At 48.8% G+C, this 19,070-nt stretch carries 23 protein-coding genes and 1 riboswitch; of the genes, 6 read left to right on the top strand and 17 right to left on the bottom strand.

What is annotated here, in order from left to right:
* Positions 1-24: 24 nt before the first annotated feature.
* Positions 25-1,530, bottom strand: coding sequence for a replication initiation and membrane attachment family protein (locus AK95_RS23900; RefSeq protein ID WP_071222407.1), 1,506 nt, complete (start codon positions 1,528-1,530; stop codon positions 25-27).
* 198 nt (positions 1,531-1,728) lie between these two features.
* Positions 1,729-2,028 (bottom strand): YuiB family protein, encoded by a 300-nt coding sequence (locus AK95_RS23895; RefSeq protein ID WP_015737411.1) that lies wholly within the window; start codon positions 2,026-2,028, stop codon positions 1,729-1,731.
* A 250-nt stretch (positions 2,029-2,278) separates the two neighbouring features.
* On the opposite strand from AK95_RS23895, the gene hemQ reads away from it, so the two are divergent.
* The gene (gene hemQ / locus AK95_RS23890) at positions 2,279-3,028 is read left to right on the top strand and encodes a hydrogen peroxide-dependent heme synthase (RefSeq protein WP_071222406.1); all 750 of its coding nucleotides are present in this window, start codon (positions 2,279-2,281) and stop codon (positions 3,026-3,028) included.
* A gap of 147 nt (positions 3,029-3,175) precedes the next feature.
* Here hemQ and AK95_RS23885 read toward each other — a convergent pair whose 3' ends face one another.
* Both AK95_RS23885 and AK95_RS23880 read right to left on the bottom strand, forming a co-directional pair.
* Entirely contained in the window at positions 3,176-3,439 is a 264-nt protein-coding gene (locus AK95_RS23885) for a hypothetical protein (RefSeq protein ID WP_071222405.1), read from the bottom strand.
* Positions 3,439-4,632: an NAD(P)/FAD-dependent oxidoreductase gene (locus tag AK95_RS23880; protein WP_071222404.1), complete on the bottom strand. Its 1,194-nt coding sequence runs from the start codon at positions 4,630-4,632 to the stop codon at positions 3,439-3,441. Before AK95_RS23880 ends, AK95_RS23885 begins: the two co-directional genes overlap by 1 nt.
* 479 nt (positions 4,633-5,111) lie before the next feature.
* Between AK95_RS23880 and AK95_RS23875 the strand changes: the two genes are divergently transcribed.
* A complete protein-coding gene (locus AK95_RS23875) occupies positions 5,112-6,113 on the top strand; it encodes an NAD(P)/FAD-dependent oxidoreductase (RefSeq protein ID WP_071222403.1) in 1,002 nt (333 codons plus the stop codon).
* A gap of 199 nt (positions 6,114-6,312) precedes the next feature.
* On the opposite strand, the gene sda is transcribed toward AK95_RS23875, so the two are convergent.
* Positions 6,313-6,456, bottom strand: coding sequence for a sporulation histidine kinase inhibitor Sda (gene sda / locus AK95_RS23870; protein WP_006212600.1), 144 nt, complete (start codon positions 6,454-6,456; stop codon positions 6,313-6,315).
* 299 nt (positions 6,457-6,755) lie between these two features.
* Complete coding sequence (locus tag AK95_RS23865) at positions 6,756-7,418, bottom strand: YheC/YheD family protein (RefSeq protein WP_071222402.1); 663 nt, start codon at positions 7,416-7,418, stop codon at positions 6,756-6,758.
* A 221-nt stretch (positions 7,419-7,639) separates the two neighbouring features.
* On the opposite strand from AK95_RS23865, the gene AK95_RS23860 reads away from it, so the two are divergent.
* Complete coding sequence (locus AK95_RS23860) at positions 7,640-7,849, top strand: hypothetical protein (protein WP_071222401.1); 210 nt, start codon at positions 7,640-7,642, stop codon at positions 7,847-7,849.
* A 90-nt stretch (positions 7,850-7,939) separates the two neighbouring features.
* On the opposite strand, the gene AK95_RS23855 is transcribed toward AK95_RS23860, so the two are convergent.
* Both AK95_RS23855 and AK95_RS23850 read right to left on the bottom strand, forming a co-directional pair.
* Positions 7,940-8,221 carry a hypothetical protein gene (locus tag AK95_RS23855; RefSeq protein ID WP_071222400.1) on the bottom strand — a complete coding sequence of 94 codons (282 nt, stop codon included), beginning with the start codon at positions 8,219-8,221 and terminating at the stop codon, positions 7,940-7,942.
* 241 nt (positions 8,222-8,462) lie between these two features.
* Positions 8,463-8,822 carry a HesB/IscA family protein gene (locus tag AK95_RS23850; protein ID WP_071222399.1) on the bottom strand — a complete coding sequence of 120 codons (360 nt, stop codon included), beginning with the start codon at positions 8,820-8,822 and terminating at the stop codon, positions 8,463-8,465.
* A gap of 393 nt (positions 8,823-9,215) precedes the next feature.
* Between AK95_RS23850 and mqnE the strand changes: the two genes are divergently transcribed.
* Both mqnE and AK95_RS23840 read left to right on the top strand, forming a co-directional pair.
* The gene (gene mqnE / locus AK95_RS23845) at positions 9,216-10,322 is read left to right on the top strand and encodes an aminofutalosine synthase MqnE (protein WP_071222398.1); all 1,107 of its coding nucleotides are present in this window, start codon (positions 9,216-9,218) and stop codon (positions 10,320-10,322) included.
* Between the two features lie 156 nt (positions 10,323-10,478).
* Entirely contained in the window at positions 10,479-11,537 is a 1,059-nt protein-coding gene (locus tag AK95_RS23840) for an NAD(P)/FAD-dependent oxidoreductase (protein WP_071222397.1), read from the top strand.
* A gap of 57 nt (positions 11,538-11,594) precedes the next feature.
* Here the strand turns inward: AK95_RS23840 and AK95_RS23835 are convergent, their stop codons facing one another.
* A complete protein-coding gene (locus AK95_RS23835) occupies positions 11,595-11,843 on the bottom strand; it encodes a YuzB family protein (protein ID WP_071222396.1) in 249 nt (82 codons plus the stop codon).
* Positions 11,844-11,925: 82 nt separating this feature from the next.
* On the opposite strand from AK95_RS23835, the gene AK95_RS23830 reads away from it, so the two are divergent.
* Positions 11,926-12,171 carry a NifU family protein gene (locus AK95_RS23830; protein WP_006212609.1) on the top strand — a complete coding sequence of 82 codons (246 nt, stop codon included), beginning with the start codon at positions 11,926-11,928 and terminating at the stop codon, positions 12,169-12,171.
* Between the two features lie 199 nt (positions 12,172-12,370).
* Here the strand turns inward: AK95_RS23830 and AK95_RS23825 are convergent, their stop codons facing one another.
* From AK95_RS23825 to AK95_RS23790, 8 genes are all read right to left on the bottom strand, one after another.
* Positions 12,371-13,144: an SDR family oxidoreductase gene (locus tag AK95_RS23825; RefSeq protein WP_071222395.1), complete on the bottom strand. Its 774-nt coding sequence runs from the start codon at positions 13,142-13,144 to the stop codon at positions 12,371-12,373.
* Positions 13,145-13,346: 202 nt separating this feature from the next.
* Entirely contained in the window at positions 13,347-14,189 is an 843-nt protein-coding gene (locus AK95_RS23820) for a MetQ/NlpA family ABC transporter substrate-binding protein (protein WP_071222394.1), read from the bottom strand.
* Between the two features lie 68 nt (positions 14,190-14,257).
* Positions 14,258-14,926 carry a methionine ABC transporter permease gene (locus AK95_RS23815; protein ID WP_071222393.1) on the bottom strand — a complete coding sequence of 223 codons (669 nt, stop codon included), beginning with the start codon at positions 14,924-14,926 and terminating at the stop codon, positions 14,258-14,260.
* Positions 14,926-15,942, bottom strand: coding sequence for a methionine ABC transporter ATP-binding protein (locus tag AK95_RS23810; protein WP_071222392.1), 1,017 nt, complete (start codon positions 15,940-15,942; stop codon positions 14,926-14,928). Before AK95_RS23810 ends, AK95_RS23815 begins: the two co-directional genes overlap by 1 nt.
* A gap of 107 nt (positions 15,943-16,049) precedes the next feature.
* Positions 16,050-16,196: riboswitch (SAM riboswitch) on the bottom strand.
* A gap of 121 nt (positions 16,197-16,317) precedes the next feature.
* Complete coding sequence (locus AK95_RS23805) at positions 16,318-17,037, bottom strand: Cthe_2314 family HEPN domain-containing protein (protein ID WP_071222391.1); 720 nt, start codon at positions 17,035-17,037, stop codon at positions 16,318-16,320.
* 46 nt (positions 17,038-17,083) lie between these two features.
* A complete protein-coding gene (locus tag AK95_RS23800) occupies positions 17,084-17,281 on the bottom strand; it encodes a hypothetical protein (RefSeq protein ID WP_071222390.1) in 198 nt (65 codons plus the stop codon).
* A 104-nt stretch (positions 17,282-17,385) separates the two neighbouring features.
* The gene (locus tag AK95_RS23795; RefSeq protein ID WP_071222389.1) at positions 17,386-18,360 is read right to left on the bottom strand and encodes a COX15/CtaA family protein; all 975 of its coding nucleotides are present in this window, start codon (positions 18,358-18,360) and stop codon (positions 17,386-17,388) included.
* Positions 18,361-18,603: 243 nt separating this feature from the next.
* On the bottom strand, positions 18,604-18,948 hold the full coding sequence (locus AK95_RS23790) for a thioredoxin family protein (RefSeq protein WP_071222388.1): 345 nt from the start codon (positions 18,946-18,948) through the stop codon (positions 18,604-18,606).
* Positions 18,949-19,070 lie beyond the last annotated feature (122 nt).

Genomic DNA, 19,070 nt, shown 5'->3' with positions numbered 1-19,070 from the left:
CCCTCCTCTCTTAAGCAGGTTTCTTTATCCGCCCTTCTTGCTGCCGGCCTGCATTTCTGCCGCAAATCGCATCATTTCTTCGAATTCCTCATCCGATACGGCCTCCGCCTGATCGGATTCCAGAGCCACTGGAATTTCCGGCTTCACCTTTCCGCCTTTAGCGTATGTACGCGTACGTTGTGTGGTCGCCTTCTGCTTGCCTTTCATCTTGGCTTGATCGCGTATATACTGAACAGCTTTCTCATAGCTGTTTACCTGCTTCAGCAGCATATTGGAAGCAATGGCCTCCACGAAATTGCGGTTGATGCGCTGCTCGCCGCCTGCGGCCATGAGTGACATTAAATAATGAATGAGTACGTTGATGACTTCACCCGGCAGCTTGTAACTCAGATCGATCTTTTCGAAAATGTCCAGGAACTGCGCTGGAACCGAGCCCGGGAAGAAGGTCTGCAGGAGCCGGGTATAAGGCTCGTTGCGAAGCATCATATTATATTGGTGAATGTCGCACTTCGATTGGAACTGAGTCGGAACCTCCACATAGTATTCCATCTCTACCGCATGCTCCTGTGCCGGCTCTTCCGGATCGGCCGTCATCTCCTGCCGCAAAGCAACGACCTTGCCTGCCGTAATCTGCCGCTTCTCCTGCATCTTCATTCCCTGTCTAAAGTGAAGACTGGCTTTGTGCTGAAGATCATCCAGCACGACCTCGCCATGCTCGGTAAATATGCCGTCCTCGTCCAACAGGCGGCACAAATCCTGCGTGCTGAGATCGTATTTCCGCACCACGTAATTCACGATGCCCATCTGCTCATGGTCGTAGCGAAGACGCTCCACAAAGACTCGATTGCGGGATTCCCGCGGGAAACGGAGAATAATGTCCGCATAGTTCAGACCTTCTCCTTGCGGATTTGGCGGCGCCGTGGACTTCCGTGACACCGCGACCTCTTCCAGCGCTTGCTCCAGTTCATAATCAATGACATGCGTGTTCAGCTCAAAAATATCATAAAAGGGAACCGAAATGTTCTCCTTGTTGAAGGAAATACCGGACCATTCAAGGGGTTCCTTGCTCCAAAGCTCTTCTCTTAACGACAGAACGGCGAATTTCCCCACCTTGTCGCGAAGCAGCAGTGTCAGATGCTGAGTGTTAAAGAACTCCGCTGGACTGAGCGGTGCTTGCAGCTCATATTCATAGATATGGTCATCCGTTTCCGGGACAAACATCCGGCTTGTCTGCAGTAAACCTACCGCTTCCAGCTTCGAGGTTTGCTCAATGAGAAATCGGCGTCCTTTTTCACTAGGCTCAAGCCCTAATGTCAAGAATAATCTTCGCTGCTGTTCAATAGCCGAGTAACCCACCTTCTCCACCGGCACATGCGATACGAGAAGACGGTACAGACTGACAGCAAACGCGCCAACCATCGGTTGATAAATCGAACCAAGCATTTTGTCATCCAGGCCGCTTAAGCAGAAGTCACGGTATACGCAGTAACGGTGGTTCTCGGTAAAATGTAAAAAATTAGTCATGCGCATCGTTTATGCTCCCCCTGTCGCCCAAAAATAGACTTCCTCTATTCTATCATAAATCCGTCGTCTCGAAGTCGGTTCTTTCGCATCAAAAATTCTGGAATTCTTGCACCCGCCATTTGCATGCTTCCACAAATAATAAATGACGGCCCCCAGGTATTGCAGAGCCGCCATCAACACTACATTCAATTTGCGCAAGCGCGATTAAAACATTCTAAAGCCTTTAATACGCAATGTCTTAATGGTCCATCCGCTCATGTAGGCACCAATCAGACCTGCAACTCCCGTTAAGTAATCCACCAGTTGGAAGGATCCCACGTGAGTCCAGAACGACATTTGGCCCCGATCCCACAAGCTGTATACAACGACCGGCAAAATGACGATCACGAACAGAAAGCAAGGAAACCAGGTCGTCTTCATCAACATATTTAGGATAAAACCGATACCGAACATCATGACAAAAAACAAAATCATCAGCACGAGCACAGGAATAAATTGAAGCATGATCGCTGTTTTCACCTCTTCTTTATCACCTACGCGTAGCAGCTATTCTACTCTATTGCAGCAAGAAACAGCACACCAAGCTTTAGCTAATAGCTAGTTTACTAAAAATAATGTCACAGATCAACGAACAATCGTGAATACATTGTGTCGGCGTTTGCCCTTCCGACTGCGCTTACAGTACAATATAGGAAGTTAATGCAAGCGGCCATCCGCTTCAATTATAACGAACATAACGTTTAGGAGTGATCACATGAACGAAGCTGCAATGACGCTTGAGGGCTGGTATGCGCTGCACGATTTCCGCACCATCAATTGGCCGGCCTGGAAAGCTGCAGATGAAGAAGTACGTGCTTTTGCGCTGGACGAGCTGAATGCATTCCGCGAGGAATGGGATGCCGTCGAAGCTGCCCAAAAAGGCAGTACCGCTGTATATACCATCGTCGGTCAGAAAGCCGATTTTGTATTCATGCTTTTGCGCGAGACGCTGGAAGAGCTGAACGCGATCGAGAACGCCTTTAACAAAACAACGTTCGCCCAGTTCACCACCAAGGCTTATTCTTATGTAAGCATTGTCGAGCTGAGCAACTACCTGGCCGGCTCCTCCGATGAGGATCCGATGCAGAATCCGCATGTCATTGCCCGTCTGAAGCCGGCCCTGCCAAAATCGAAGCATATCTGCTTCTATCCGATGAACAAAAAGCGGGATTTGTCGGACAACTGGTACATGCTCAGCATGGACGAGCGCAAATCCATGATGAAGAGCCACGGGATGATTGGCCGCGGTTATGCCGGCAAGGTCAAACAGATCATCACCGGTTCCGTTGGATTCGACGATTGGGAATGGGGCGTAACCTTGTTCAGCGACGACGCGCTTCAGTTCAAGAAGCTCGTGTACGAAATGAGATTTGACGAAGTAAGTGCGCGTTTCGGCGAGTTTGGTCCGTTCTATGTCGGCAACCTGCTCGATCAGGCTTCATTTACAGATTTAATGAAGGTATAATTCCTTCTGCACATAAACAGCATGTACAAAATATCCCCACAAAGTGGAGCCTATGCTACGATGTTTTATTCCACATACTTTGCGGGGACCCCAAAAAACTTATAATGTCAAAAAAGGGATGCTCTCAACACGAGGGCATCCCTTCTTCTATTCCTCACCGTCGTCTTCATCTTGCTCTTGCTTGCGCAAGGTTTCAAGATATTCAGCCGTCGCCCGGTCCCGGGCACGCCCCTTATCCTTGAGCCGCTCAATAGCAGGAAGTATGAGAATGTCGACCTCCTGCTGAATGGTGTAAGCCAGATCGTACCGCTCCTGCGACTCCAGATAGGAGCCTACCTCCATGAGAGCGTTATAACGATCCAGCTCATCTCTGGTGAGCAGCCCCCGTACTTGAACGCTGCAGTGTCTCATTATAGAAACCTGCCTTTTTTCAGGACGAGCGGAATCCCTCCAATAATGAAGAGGTAGCGCAGATCAACCAACTTTTTCAGCTGGGCCGCTTTCCATCCCTGATATTTCTTATCCCCGACAACCGCAATGCCTTCGCCCCGTCCAAGAGAAGCTACCGTGCCTTTGTTATGGAACTCGAATTTGCGCATCGACTTGTCCCGAATGGCCGCAACGATATTTTGGGCACAGCACACGCCTTGCTGCATCGCCATTTGGGCGGTCGGCGGATAAGGTCTGCCTTCCTCATTAAAAATCAGGGAGTTATCGCCGATAATATAAATGTTCTCGTATCCGGGAGCACGCAAGTATTCATCAACCTTGACGCGGCCTCGCATCGTTTCGAAACCGGCTGCTTCCACCAGACGGTTCCCGCGGATGCCGCCGGTCCATACCACCGTTGCCGCCCGGATCTCTTCGCCATTGTTCAGAACGACTCCGCCTGGCAGGCATTCCTTGATCGCAATGCCCATCTTGAAGGTAACGCCTTTCTTCTCAAGAACGCTCATGGCGTACTCCACCAGTTCCGGTGCAAACCCCGGTAACGCGGCAGGAGCGGCTTCGACATTATAGATGTTCACCAGCGTCGGATCGACGTCGTATTCCTTGCACAGTCTCGGAATGCGGTCCGCCAGCTCGGCTACAAACTCGATGCCGCTGAATCCGGCTCCGCCAACGACAAAGTTAATGCGCTCCTGCGGTCTGCGCTCATTTTTATATAAAGCAAACTGATACTCAATATGCTCACGTATCAATCGTACCGAGTTGATGCTTCGGATCGTCATCGCATGCTCTGCGAGTCCTGGAATCCCGAAGGTTTCCGGCTCTCCGCCGAGTCCAATGACAAGATAGTCATAGGATAATGTTCCATCTTCAAGAATAACCTTCTTATCGTGAAGGCGGATTTCCTGAACCGAGGATTTGACCAGGTCGATTTTGAATTCGTCGATCAACTTGGAAATGGATACCCGGGTATTCTCAATGCTGTCTGTTCCTGCTGCCGGCATATGCAAATGCGTTGTAATATAATGATAATCATGGCGATTCACCAATGTAACATCGGCCTCATTATAATTCAGCTCTTTTTGCAGCCGCTGCGCTGTCAATATGCCTCCGTAACCCGCGCCAAGGATTACGATCTTCGGTATGCTGCTCATTCTATTGCTCCTTCCAGCTTACTCTTTATATATACAGTATGGTACACATGTTAACATTCTGTGAAATTGCATCCAAAAAAAGAGAAGAGCCCTAATCAGAGCCCGTTTCAACATTTGACCTGATGGTTCATTAAGGTTCAAAAACAGCTGTAACACTAAGGTTTCCTTACTTCGGCTACAGTTGACAATATATAGGACTACCCTGTAATGAACACAAGTTATCACGTTAATCATATGCATAAACTATGCAAATATCAAGAAATTTTTTGCCATATAATGTGCAAATCATTCCGCCATTTATCCCCTTACTTACTAAGTAAGCGTATCCATTCCAATGTTAGGTATTTTAACTCATTTCTCGTCTTTTCATGCCGCTTCGGGACGATTATAATAGGTAAGGAATTCGTGAATCAGCTTTATCCGGACAAGAACGTCTGTCTGATTCGAATATAAACTCATTTTATGGAGGTGCTTACCGCATGACAACGATGCCACAAGACAGCAATATGACGGATCTTTTGATTATCGGTGGCGGACCTGCAGGTATGTTTGCTGCTTTTTACGGCGGAATGCGCCAAGCTTCGGTAAAACTTATCGAGAGCATGCCTCAGCTTGGAGGCCAATTGGCTGCGCTGTATCCTGAGAAATATATTTATGACGTAGCAGGCTTTCCGAAAGTAACCGCTCAAGAGCTTGTGAACAATCTGTCCGCCCAAATGGAGCTTTTTAAAACGGACATTCGTCTTGAAGAGAAAGTACAAGCTGTGGAAAAACTCGAAGAACGTCATTTTGTCGTAAAAACGAATTTGGGTGAACACCACGCCAAAGCTGTTATCATTACAGCCGGTGTAGGAGCGTTCCAACCCCGTCGACTGGAGATTGAAGGGGCAGAAGCATACGAAAAGACCAACCTTCATTATTTTGTCAACGACCTCAGCCGCTTCAAAGGCAAGAAGGTTCTCATCAGCGGCGGCGGCGACTCCGCGGTAGACTGGGCGCTCATGATCGAGCCCATCGCCGAGCAGGTTACACTGGTTCACCGCCGTGACAAATTCCGTGCCCATGAACATAGTGTGGAGCAGCTCATGGCATCGAAGGTGAACATCATTACACCAACCGAGATCACCGAATTGCATGGTGAAGATACGATTACGAAGGTTACGCTTTCACATATTAAGACCAAAGAGACGCAGGAGATTGAAGTCGACGATGTCATTGTCAATTTCGGATTTGTGTCCTCTCTCGGTCCGATCTCCGAATGGGGAATCGCCATTGAAAGCAACTCCATTGTGGTGGATTCCCGTATGGAAACAAGTATCCCGGGCATTTTTGCAGCCGGCGATATTACCACCTATCCGGGCAAGGTCAAACTGATCGCTGTTGGATTTGGTGAAGCACCTACCGCCGTGAACAATGCCAAGGTTTACTTCGATCCTGAGGCCAGATTGGCACCGGGCCACAGCAGTAACATGAAATTGTAAAGGCAGCTAGAATTTTTAACTTCATCTACATCCATATTCATAGAAAAAAAGGTATCTTCGTTCCGAAAGGGGTTACACCCGCCCTGGAACCGAAGATACCTTTTCTATTCTTCAAACCATATGTAGAACTTGGTTGAAAGCTCCCACATTATATACGTATCATGTCGTAAGTTATCTATTCTATATACGAAAAATCTGATTAATGCAGGATGCTGCCGGAATCGGTGTCCAAGTTCCGTTTATGAATTTCGGCTAGCAGTAGAGTGATGAACTCTCGTTCCAACTTCAACTCAACAGCCATATGATAGGAATCGAGAAGCATCTCATCCGTCAACATAGCCATCCCTCTCACACCCCTTCCTCAAATTTCCTGAATCTATCATATCAGACATGCTAAAACGGAACAACTGTTCGCTTATCCACAACCTCTTGTGGAAATCCTGTGTATAATTTGTTGGTAAGTGTAAAAAACAGGGTCATATCAAAGTGGATTATGGGGATAAATGTTATACACAGGATATAGGGAACTTCTACTATAAAAAAAATTGATCAATTATAATATCGGTAGATTGTGGTTATTTTTTTATTACCCTATTAAAAAATCATATAAACGTCTCCATTTGGGAAAATTAAACAAAAAATTCAGCTTGGTCTTGTATTTACCTCCAAAATCCAAATCTTACCCTCGTTGTCTAGTCCGTAATCAAACCCCAGCTCCCCGATTCCTGGAAAGCGGGATTCCAGTATCGTTATGCACTGCCTGGTTAATTGGCGCATTTCATTGCGCTTTTCCCTCGCATTAATGTGGGGCAGTGACAGCCGGAGTGCAGGACCACAACGAAGCAGCGTCCCCCCTTTACAAATATTCGTCACAAAAAGCCCTGGGCTCGCGAGCCGCCCAAGCATGGCCCGGAATTCCCATCTCCCTCGATCCTTGACTACCTTTACACGGTAATCCAGCGGACGTCCCTGAATTCTAGCCAAATGAATGCCCTGCTGTATCATGTAGCGCCGTCTCAGCCTCATCCTGCTCAGTACGTATAACAGGGAATTCAATGTATCTACATGAACAGTACGCCTCTTATGGGTTACCAAGTATCCCGTTCCGTCTTTTTGTATTCGGATGACTCCGTTACCACCGGTTCCTATAATCGGCTTAATCACGACCATTTCGTGTTCGGCCAGCATTGAGACCAGGGTATCCCCTCCATACGACTCGGTAGCCGGAATGTAGGGAGCAACCTGCGGATCGGTCAGCAGCGCTTCCGTCTTCAGCCACTTGCTGGCCAGTTGTCTTCCCGCCATGCTGCTTTCGCCTCCTTTTATTCATGACATACGTTATCCTATTCCCCTATCCGCGCTTTGTCTTGGATGATTGTCCGTGATGGTATGCCTAATAATCGAGGTTCTTGCTGCCTCACGGCAGCCTCCCTTTGCAAATGCTGTGATCTATCGTATAGTAAGAAAAGAGCTTTGTCCGTATTAAATCCATCACCATGGATACCTATAAAGGAGGCTTTGTCACCTTGGCAGCGTTGTTTGAAATATTGTACTGGATTGCCATTGTCGGCATGTCGGTAGCCCTGGCAGCCATCACCGTTCTTATCTTTGTCATGGGCTTCAAGTTCATCAAGGATAAGCGCAGAGGGCTCGGAGCGGGCTGCATCGTATTTTCGCTTGTGGCCGCCGGCATGATCGTGCTGATGCTGAACGATACCTTCTTCTTCCCGGTCTGAATAGGAAGAACCCCCCAAAAAAGCAGCCTCTCCTTACCGCGGAGTTGGCTGCTTTTTTATGTTCTTGGAAAGGAAGCCTAACCATCGTGTTTATCTATTGGATGGTTCTCTAATTTCTATTTTATTGACCGTGATTTTCTCGGGGTCATATTGGTCTCCTTCTGCTTTACTCTCAACTTCTGCGAAGACCACATCACCAACATGATAAGTTTCCGCATTTTTTACCGGTAACCAAAAGCCGTCTACATAAATACATGCTTCCTTTAGATTTATCTCTTCAACGGCCCCTTCAATATGGAAGAGATTCTTCTCCCCCGCGCATCCTACTAAAACCAAGAATAGGAGTAACCGTGCGATCACCTTATTTCTCATGAGCAGGATTCCCCTTCATTTAGTTATATAACTTTATTATAAAAAACGACCTCCATAACGGTTATACACCGTCATAAAGGCCGTGATCCACAATCCCAAAACGCTAATTTTAGGGTTGGGTTTATTCCATATCGCGATTGAGGTCTGCGTATTTATCGGTGCATTCCGCAATCATGGCGCCTAGCTTCCGCAAGTCTTCCGATCGTCACATCCGAAACCGTTAACGCTAAAAACCCGCTGATTAGCAAGGCTCCTCGTTCGGTTTGCCCGCATCCGTTGCCGTACGGAATGACGAACCACAGCCGCAAGTGACGGTGGCGTTCGGGTTGTGGATGGTGAAGCCGCCGGTCATGCCGGATTCCTCGAAGTCGATTTCAAGACCGTTCAGGTACTTCAGATCGTCCTTCTCGACAACGACTTTCATGTCCTGCAGGTCCATGTACACGTCAGCTTCCGTTTCTTGATCGTCAAAGCCCATTGCATATGAAAAACCACTGCAGCCGCCGGCAGTGACACCCAGTCGAAGGAACATATTGGGCGTTTCCTGTTCAGCAAGCATTTCTTTCAAACGTTCTGCAGCTGAGTCGCTGATTGTAATCATAGGTCACCCTCCTTTTCGTTCACTCTTTCAGTATACTCCTCTTCGCGAATTCGCTCAAGGTTGTTATGATGGCGTTTGATATGTAATGAATAACCTATTTTCAATTCCTCTATTTGTATTGCTACCCCGAGGGGTCAGGTTTATAATAGGGAAGGAACATGGGCGGCAACTGTTGGATATTTGTCACATCCCTCAGCTAAAAAAGCGGCAAAGGTTATGGCTGGTCCACAGTTGTATATTTTTTCACAAACTTACTTATTTATTCAGCCCATTATTGATGTTTGTTGTTATACCACTATAAACGGACCGTTCCCTTAGGGGAGTGATTCACTTTATGATCGCTTTTTCTGCTGGATCTTCTATGCAGTTCAAGTGTGAACAGGAGGATTGAACATGTCCACAATTGTGACACCATTTACCGATCAGAGAATGGCGGAGATCGTTGCGAAAGTCCAAAACGGCGAACGCCTGAATCTTGAAGACGGTGTGTATTTGTACCAAACCGATGACCTGCTGACCCTCGGGCAGCTGGCTAATGAAGCAAATTTGCGCAAGAACGGGAAAAAAGTTTACTTCATTGAGAACATGAGTCTCTATTTTACGAATGTATGCGAATCCCACTGCGCTTTTTGCAATTTCCGGAAAGATCAAGGCGAGGAAGGCTCCTACACCCTCTCCGGCGCTGAGATGATCGAGTATGTCGAGCAGCATATTCATCCCGGGATTCGTGAATTTCACATCGTTGGCGGACATAATAACCATGTGCCGTTCCAGTACTATGTAGATTCCCTGAAGGCATTGAGCGCGCGTTTCCCGGAAGTAACCCTGAAAGCCTATACCGCGGCGGAGATTGAATTCTTCACTCGCATTAGCGGACTTAGCACGAAGGAAGTACTTCAAGAACTGCAAAAAGCGGGTCTTCAGTCTTTAACGGGCGGCGGCGCCGAAATTCTGTCTGACCAATACCGTCAGAAGATGAAGGTGGATAAAGCCAACGTAGATCAATACCTCGACGTTCACCGTACCGCACATAAGCTTGGCATGAAGACGCACACGACCATGCTGTACGGATCGATCGAGAGCCATGAGGACCGGATCCGCCATATGCTGCAAATTCGGGATCTTCAAGATGAAACCGGTGGATTCATGATATTCATTCCGCTGTCCATGCAGCCGAAGAATAAGAATGCAGGCATCATGCGCCGCAATTCGGCCTATGAGGATTTGAAGACCATTGCCATCAGCCGTCTGATGCTCGATAATATCGACCACATCAAAGCGTACTTCATTAATATCGGACCGCAATTGACTCAAGTTGCTCTCAGCTTCGGCGCTTCCGATGTCCATGGTACGATCCTCAAAGAACGCATCAGCCATGCTGCAGGAGCCTTGACTCCGGAGGGGCTGACACGCAAAGAGCTCGTCTGGCTCATCCAAGGCGCTGGCCGGATTCCGGTTGAACGCGATACCTTCTACAACGAGATCAAGGTTTACGAATAAGTCTTACCAGCAGGATTTAAGCAAACGAGAGACGTTCCAAAAAACGGAAAACAGGTTAAAGAGATAATATAGCGTGGGTAACCTAAGCCGCTTCCAGCGGCGTTTTTCTTGCGAATCGGCGCTCACCTTCTTATCTCTTGAGAAAGGAAGAAATTTATGAAAAAGCTCGTCATTCTCGGCGGAGGCTATGGTGGTCTTGCCTTAATTCAAGAATTATTCAGCAGCTATCTTCCTCCAGACGTGGAGGTCGTGCTCATCGACCGCATGCCATACCAAGGACTCAAAACCGAATACTACGCGCTGGCAGCAGGCACCGTGGCCGATACCGCCGTTCGTGTTAAATTCCCGGTGTATGACCGCCTCCAAATTGTATATGGTGAAGTCACATCCATCGATCTAGAGAAGAGGCTTGTTAACCTGACGAACAACGATCCCGTGGAATACGACCAACTCGCCATTGCTCTGGGATGTACGGACCGATATCATGGCGTTCCGGGCGCTGAAGAATTCACGTTTAGCCTGCAATCTTTCTCTGCATCCCGGGAAACCTATTTGCACCTGAACAACCTCAGACCTTATGGTCAAGTTCATATCATTGGCGGAGGCTTAAGCGGCATCGAACTCGCTGCCGATCTTCGTGAAAGCCGGCCTGACCTTAATATCGCCATTTTGGACCGGGGACAACGGGTTCTTTCTTCTTTTCCTAACCGTTTGTCTGCTTATATTCATCGCTGGTTTGAGGAACACCATGTGGATATCCACAGCGGGGTTTCCGTATCCCGAGTTGAGAAGGATGCCGTGTATAATCTGGATGTGCCTATCGCAACCGACCTTGCTGTATGGACGGCGGGCATCCAGCCCGTAAAGGTCGTACAGGATCTCGATCTGCCAAAAGACCGCAGCGGACGCATTCTGCTGAACGAGTGGTATCAGGTTCCGTCCCATCCGGAAGTGTACGTGATCGGCGACTGCGCCAGCCTTCCGTTCGTCCCAAGCGCGCAGGCAGCCGGGGCTCAAGCCGAACAAGTGGGACATGTCATGAAAGCCTTATGGCGTGATGATACGCCAAAGGTATCTCCGCTGAAGCTCAAGGGAACCCTCGGGTCCCTCGGCAAACATGCGGGTTTTGGACTCATGGGCAGCACGTCGGTGCTGGGACGGGTACCAAGGATATTGAAGAGCGGCGTTCTCTGGAAATCCAAGCGTCATTACTAGCAACGAACAGGCTGCAGACGCTATGTTCTTCCTTACGGAAATGCCAGGTATCCGGCGTCAGTTTTCCTCTTCGCTGTCCTGAAAGCTCTCCAGCTTGGCAATGACAACGTCAAGCAGCTCTTCAGCCGTGGGGGCCTCGACCCATTCGCCATCCACATAAGCGAAGGGCATCAGGTAGCACTGGCCGCAGCTGGTCAGGCAGCCGTATTCGATGACTTGACAATCGTACTTGGCTTCAAGCGTCTGCAGAACTTTATCCGTTCCGAAATAGGAATTGCTTGTGCAAAACTCAATGATAATGGACATTGTTATTAGACCTGCCTTAAGATTGGCATTTTATTTTGCCGGTTTATGTACTATAATATAGGGAGGAAAGGAGTTGAACAAGATGAGTGAAAACACGCAAACCACTGTATATGATGAAGTGGCTGAAGTGCTTGATAAACTTCGTCCGTTCCTGCAGCGCGACGGCGGTGACGTGGAACTGGTTGACGTTGAAGACGGCATCGTTAAGCTGAAATTGATGGGTGCATGCGGTAGCTGCCCTAGCTCCACCATTACTCTGAAAGCAGGGATCGAACGTGCCCTGGTTGAAGAAGTAGAAGGCATTCAAGAAGTAGTTCAAGTATTCTAAATCTTCTTTAACTATAAAGAGTCTTGGTTTCCCTCGTGGAACCAAGACTCTTTTTTTGAAATTAAAGAATATATAAGTTTTCAGCTGAGCATAAGCAATTCTTTAACTGCAATGATATGTTTTAGGGGAGCCCCGCAAAGTATAAAGAATTTGGAATTAGCATCGAAGCATGGACTCCACTTTGTGGGGTGATTTTAGATTATTCCGGTTTAATCAACGGACGGATCGGATCCAGCCCCCCGGATATATCCATGATATTGCCGGTAATGAAATCCGACTTATCCAGGCATAAATACTCGATCACCCTGGCGACGTCCTCCCCGCTTCCCGATCGTCCGCGCGGGGTCAGTCCGTCTTGGATGCCCGATACCTCATCAATGGTCTTCTCTTTATTGGCTCCGCGAATATCCCCCGGACAGATCATGTTCACGGTGATTCCATACGGGGCTTCTTCCACCGCAAGGGTCTTCGTAAAGGATACGAGGCCCACTTTAGCGGCAGCGTAGGCTGAACGCTGAGGCCACGCGCGGGCTTCTCCCGCATGTCCGAATCCAAAGTGGATGATGCGTCCCCACTTTTTCTCCCGCATTGCAGGCAGAACACGGTGGTCCAGCAGCATGACGCCGGTTAAATTGCCATTCACCATATGTACGATTTCGTCGCGGCTGTACTCCGAGAATAGACGGCGTTCCCGAATGAACGGACCTGCGTTGTTCACCAGGATATCGATGCTTCCCAGCTGCTCCTCCGTCTGATCCACCAATGAATACAGCTCACGCTCGCTGGCGATATCGGCTTTAATCGCAATGGACTTCACGCCAAACCCCTCGATTTCGCGGGAGAGCGCTTCCGCTTCATCCTTGCTGTTTACATAATTTATAGCCAAATGACATCCCTGCCGGGCTAACGACAGCGCCGTCATTTTCCCCAATCCTGTCGCACTGCCTGTAATCAGCGCCACTTTTCCCTTCAAGGCTTTCCCTCCTCAGATGGATATCCTTCCTTCAGTATAAAAGATTTGATAAGGCCTAACAACTTGCAAACCCGCAGAGAGGGCCCATTATACAAAAAAAGAAAGGGCTTATCCATAAAGACCTACGGTCTTTTGGATAATGCCCTCTCTTCTCGAATACGATGAAACTTATGTTCAGCATCATCGAGCCTTGGTGCTCGAATTAGAATGCCGGAATGACAGCACCTTTGTACTCTTCTTCAATAAAGGCCTTCACGTCCTCGGAAGTCAGCGCCTTCGCCAATTTTTGAATGGCGTCGGAGTCTTTGTTGTCCGGACGAGCTACCAGCAGATTGGCGTAAGGGTTCTCTTTATCTTCGATAAAGAGCGCATCCTTTGTTGGATCCAGTCCCGCTTCAAGCGCGTAGTTCGTGTTGATGACAGCCAGATCCAGCTCATCCAGCATACGCGGCAGCATCGCGGCTTCAACTTCTTTGAACTCCAGGTTCTTTGGATTTTCCACGATATCCTTAGCAGTAGCTTCAAGCTTGGTTTCATCCTCCAGCTTAATGACGCCATTCTTGGACAGCAGGGTCAATGCACGGCCCGCATTCGAAGGATCGTTCGGAATGGCTACAACCGCACCATCTTTCAGGTCATCCACAGATGTAATGGTTTTGGAGTACGCACCTAGCGGCTCCACGTGCACGGCGATCACGGACTCCAGGTCCAGCTTGCGCTCTTTGATCTGGTTATCCAGGTAAGGCTTGTGCTGGAAGAAATTCGCGTCGATTTCTTTGGAGTCCACTTGCGTATTAGGCAGAACATAATCCGTGAATTCCACAATTTCCAGGTTTACGCCTTCTTTTTCAAGTGCCGGTTTGATATGCTCCAAAATTTTGGCGTGCGGTGAAGGCGAAGCGCCTACTTTCAAGGTTACGGCCTCTTGAGCGCCGCCTCCTGATGTTCCCCCTGGCTCAGCCGCGTTATCCGCAGGCTTGCTGCCGCATGCAGCCAGCACCGTAACCAAGGTCAAGCTGATCAATGCTAATGTCCATTTTTTCATTTCTAAAACTCTCCCTCCGAAAAATATATTATTTATATGTTGTCTTCCTTGAAGCCTCATCAATCCCGTTATTTTCTTGTAAAATGCCGCACCAGACGATCCCCTGCCATTTGCAGCAGCTGTACCAGCACGATCATCAACACGACGGCCAGAATCATGATCTCGGTCTCATAACGGTAATATCCATACTTGATGGCCAAATCGCCCAAACCGCCGCCGCCGACTTGACCGGACATCGCGGTATACGATACCAGGGTTACAATCGTGATGGTCATCCCAGCCAGCAAGCCCGGGCGAGCCTCCGGAAGGAGAACCCTCCATATGATTTGGCTTGTCGAAGAACCCATGGCATGAGCCGCTTCAATGACCCCTTTGTCCACCTCATTCAAGGCGGTTTCTACGAGTCTGGCGAAGAAGGGCGCCGCGCCGATCACGAGCGGTGGAATGGTTCCCAGCACGCCATACGAAACACCCACAAGCGATTTGGTAATCGGGATCATCGCAACGATCAGGATAATGAACGGAACCGAACGCAGGATGTTCACAATGAACGACAGGATCGAGTAACCGAGGCGTACCACACCGGATGTGGATCTAGCGGCCATGTAGAGCAGCACGCCAATCGGCAGTCCGATAATGAAGCTGAACAATGCCGATGCCCCCAGCATCCGCAGGGTATCCAAGGTTGCCGTCCATATTTCTTTCCAGTCGATCTGGGTAAAATCGAGTCCGAACATTAATGAATCACCTCCACGTCTAATCCTTGTTCCAGCAGCTTCCGGATCGTATCTTCGATGGCACGCTCTTCCCCTTCGAAACGGACAATGAGCTGGCCATACGGCGTTTCTTTGATCGTGGAAATGGTGCCCTGCAGAATTGCAAAATTCACGCCCGTCTCATGGACGGTATGGGACAGAATCGATTCGTACGTTTTCGATCCAAGGAACGTAATCTGCACCGCCCTTGAAGGTCCGTTTGCCTGTCCCTGGATAGCCAGCCGGAGCGCTTCGCCGCTGTCCATCTCCTGACGGATAAATTCCTGGGTTACCTCATGCTTCGGCTTCAGGAACACTTCCGTTACCGGCCCTTGCTCCACGATGCCGCCCTGATGAATGACGGCGACCCGGTCGCATATGCTCTGAATCACATGCATTTCATGGGTAATCAGCACGATCGTCAGATGAAACTTTTTGTTAATGTCCAGCAGCAGGCGCAGGATCGAATCCGTAGTCTGCGGGTCAAGCGCAGAGGTCGCTTCGTCGCACAGCAGCACTTCCGGGTCGCTCGCGAGCGCTCTGGCGATGCCCACCCGCTGCTTCTGGCCCCCTGATAGCTGGGACGGGTATTTGTCCCGATGCGCCTCCAGGCCAACCAAAGCCAATAACTCGGATACTTTGCGTTCCAGTTCGGCCTTCGGCGTCTTGATCAGACGCAGCGGAAACGCAATGTTATCGTACACCGTCGCCGATGACAACAGGTTAAAGTGCTGAAAAATCATGCCGATTTTGCGGCGTTCCGCCTGAAGCTGTTTCTTGCCAAGCGACGTTAAGTTCTTACCGTTCACCCACACCTCGCCCGAGGTGGGACGCTCCAACAAATTGATACAACGGATCAATGTACTTTTACCTGCACCGGAGTGTCCGATCACTCCGAAAATTTCTCCTTTTTCAATCGACAAATCCAATTCGGACAACGCAGTTGTTAAAGTTCCGGCTTTTCCGTACTGCTTCGTCAATTGCTTGAGCTCAATCAATCCGATAATCCTCCTTTTTCCGTAGCTTCATATCTATTTACCCAAAAGAAAAGAGCCTCTTTTTGTAGAATCAAAAAGGGCCCTCTTTACGTAAAAGTCAACGCCTTTTCTCATCTGTCAAAGCCAAGGATATCCTGTAGCTTTGAAGGAATTAGCACCATGTCACTCCAAGCGTCATCGCGTTAAGCAATTACACGCTTAGAGTCGGTTGCCGGGCTTCATCGGGCCTGTCCCTCCGCCTCTCTCGATAAGAAAACATCTATATGAAATTTTTCCGATTAATTTGATCTGATTTGATAACATTTAATGAATGCAATAGTTAGTATAGATTCTTTTCAGGTTTTTGTCAAAAGGAATTTCATGGCGATTTTGTGCCTAAGTCCTGACTCCATTTTTCGCCCAAAGCTTGTTCGTATATTTATAAGAGGCCGCCAGACTCCGGCATACCATATCAACACCCTGTTTGAGATCGTCCAGGTGCTGGCCGATATCCTCCAGCTCGATCTTGTCCGACAGTCCTTGATGACGCTGCCACAAATCATCCTGCATCTCGGAATTCATGTAATGGATTTCGGCATTGCGCCGTTTCCGAAGGGTGTTCAGCGGTGTTTTGTAACGATCCTTGATCTCCTCCAGCTCTTTGGCCAGCTCTCCGTGGGCCTTCAGGAATTTAAACTGCCGCAGGACCGTAAAATAAGAGAAATGTGCCTTCACCTTGGAGGTATGAAGATCATACAAATCGTTCAACACCGTCCCCAGCTTGTCAAGGATCGAGAATACGCGGATGAAGCCGTTTTTGTAAAAATACACATACCGTTGATATTCCCCTTGCTCCTGAATCGACATGTCATCGATGTAACCCGATTGGATCGATTGACTGAAATGCCTGGCCGCATTCCAGCTCTGTTCCAGCTCATCCAGGGAAACGATCAACCCCCGGGTCCAAATCTCAAGCTTGCGAAAATCATGCGTCGGATCCTGATTTTTCTCCATTTCCTTCTGCAGCAGCCGGGTTGTTTGGACCATCGATTCGATGGCTTCCTCAAGCAGGCCGTTATTCTGCCGGGGCTGTTCCCCAAGTAACATACGAAGCATGGCAGTACCCCCTCGCGTCATCAGATTAACCTTGGTTCTTGGATCGCTATTTGCCAAAATAGGGATTCCACCGCGTATCAATCGTTTTCACGATATCCTCACGCAGGAATAACTCATCCGGGTATCCCGGTTTCATTCGTTCATCCGTAACCAGGGGATTGTTCTTATAGGATGCCCCCGAAATGACCAGACAACCCCCATCTCCTTGAGATCGGACAGGTCGAGCGGATGGCTTGGTTATCATCGGCTCCCCCCTTACTATACAACAAAGCCCTCGAGGCAAGCTCGGGGACTTTGCATAAACGATGTTGTCTGAATTCGATCTTTTTTCATGGTTTTTGCTTCTTTTTATACGATCTTCTCGCGAGGCTTGCTATGACCCGGCCGCATTTCGGCTTTAACCGGTCTGCTGAGCTGCCAAACCCTGACGCTTAAATAACACAGTACGCCGAATAAGGCGGAGATCAGCAAGGTATGTCCCAGTGCGGAGAATACGTAAACCTCCTCGTTATGCATCGTTGCCATAATGAGGGCGCCGCTGAACACCTGCAGCAGACAGAGCACGGTTGCCGAGATGCCCAGCATCTGGATCTCCCGGTTGTCGCGGTTGCGCCAATATGAAAAATGCCCCATCACCGCCACAACGATCAGCAGCAGAAGCGCCGCCACGCGGTGCATAAAGGCAATGCCTACCCCTCCGCTCAGTTCCGGTATCACTTCCCCGTTACACAGCGGCCAGCCGGAGCACCCTTCCCGGGAATCGGTATGGCTGACGAATGCACCGATATAAACCACGATGTAACTGTACAAGGCTGTGCCCCATACTAAATTGCGGAAGCCCTTGCTTACTCGAGGCAGACGCTCCAAGTCTAGGGGCTCCTTCGCCTGTTCTACCCGCCGCATACCCAGAGCCAGCATGACAGAGCTAGCAAAGGCAATCAGCGAGAAGCCAAAATGCAGCGCCATAATCGCAGCCGATTGAGGCTTAACCACCGCAAGCGCACCCATGATCGCCTGTACAATAACGAATACCGAGGTCCCGATAACATAAGCCATCAAATCCCGGCGATCCCGCTTGTACTTCCAGAACGCAATCAGCGAAGCGAGCGCCGCCAAACCCGCCATTCCGCTAACCGCCCGGTGGGAATATTCAATCATGGAGGATACCGTGTAAGCGGGAACAAATTTACCGTTGCACAGCGGCCACTCCTGACCGCAACCGAGTCCCGAGCCCGTCTTTGTCACAACCATGCCACCGAACGTCGCGCAGAACATAACTAAGCATGTTATGTAACTCAGCCATTTTAGTTGTTTATCATTCAATTATCTCACCTGCTGCTCCTAATCATTCACTATTTAAACCTTTACAGGATCGCATCGTACACAGTCCACATTTCATTATACCTGATTCTGCCGCTACGGTCACTTGAGCGATTGTGACAAAATGTTCAAATTTGAGAAAAACCTTCATGATCCAGGTACTTGACTTCATCGCCCTACTTCTATCCATATGTAAAACAACACCGCCGCCAGTTATCAATCAAGGCGGCGGTGCTATGGTCACTCTTACTTATGAATCGTACTGTATACGTCCACGGCACGCTGCAGGAAATCTTCAATTTCCTCGCGCGATTTGCGGAGTTTGTTAACATAGCGAACCAGCTCGCGTCCATCGGAGTATGCAACAAAGCTGGGGATACCCAAAATATTTTGCTGCTGACTCACGTCACCGACAGCATCGACGTCAACCTCTACCAGAGTCAATTGGTTTGAGAACTTCGTCTCAACCTCCGGCATGAATGGATCGATAAACTTGCAATCGCCGCACCAGTCTGCTTTAAATACGGCAACAGTCAGTCGCGGAGACTGGATTGCAACCTGAAATTCTGCTTCCGAAGTGATTTTTTCCATTGATTATCTCCCCTTTACGTCGAGTTCCTTCACCCTTAGTGAATCAAAATGTTGAGTGGAAGTCAAATTTTAGAGCATACTGACATTATGATGTTCACAGGCAGGGATTAACCATCAGAAAG

The organism is Paenibacillus sp. LC231, from assembly GCF_001860525.1.
Classification (GTDB): domain Bacteria; phylum Bacillota; class Bacilli; order Paenibacillales; family Paenibacillaceae; genus Paenibacillus_AQ.
This window is presented reverse-complemented; position numbering and strand designations above follow the sequence as displayed.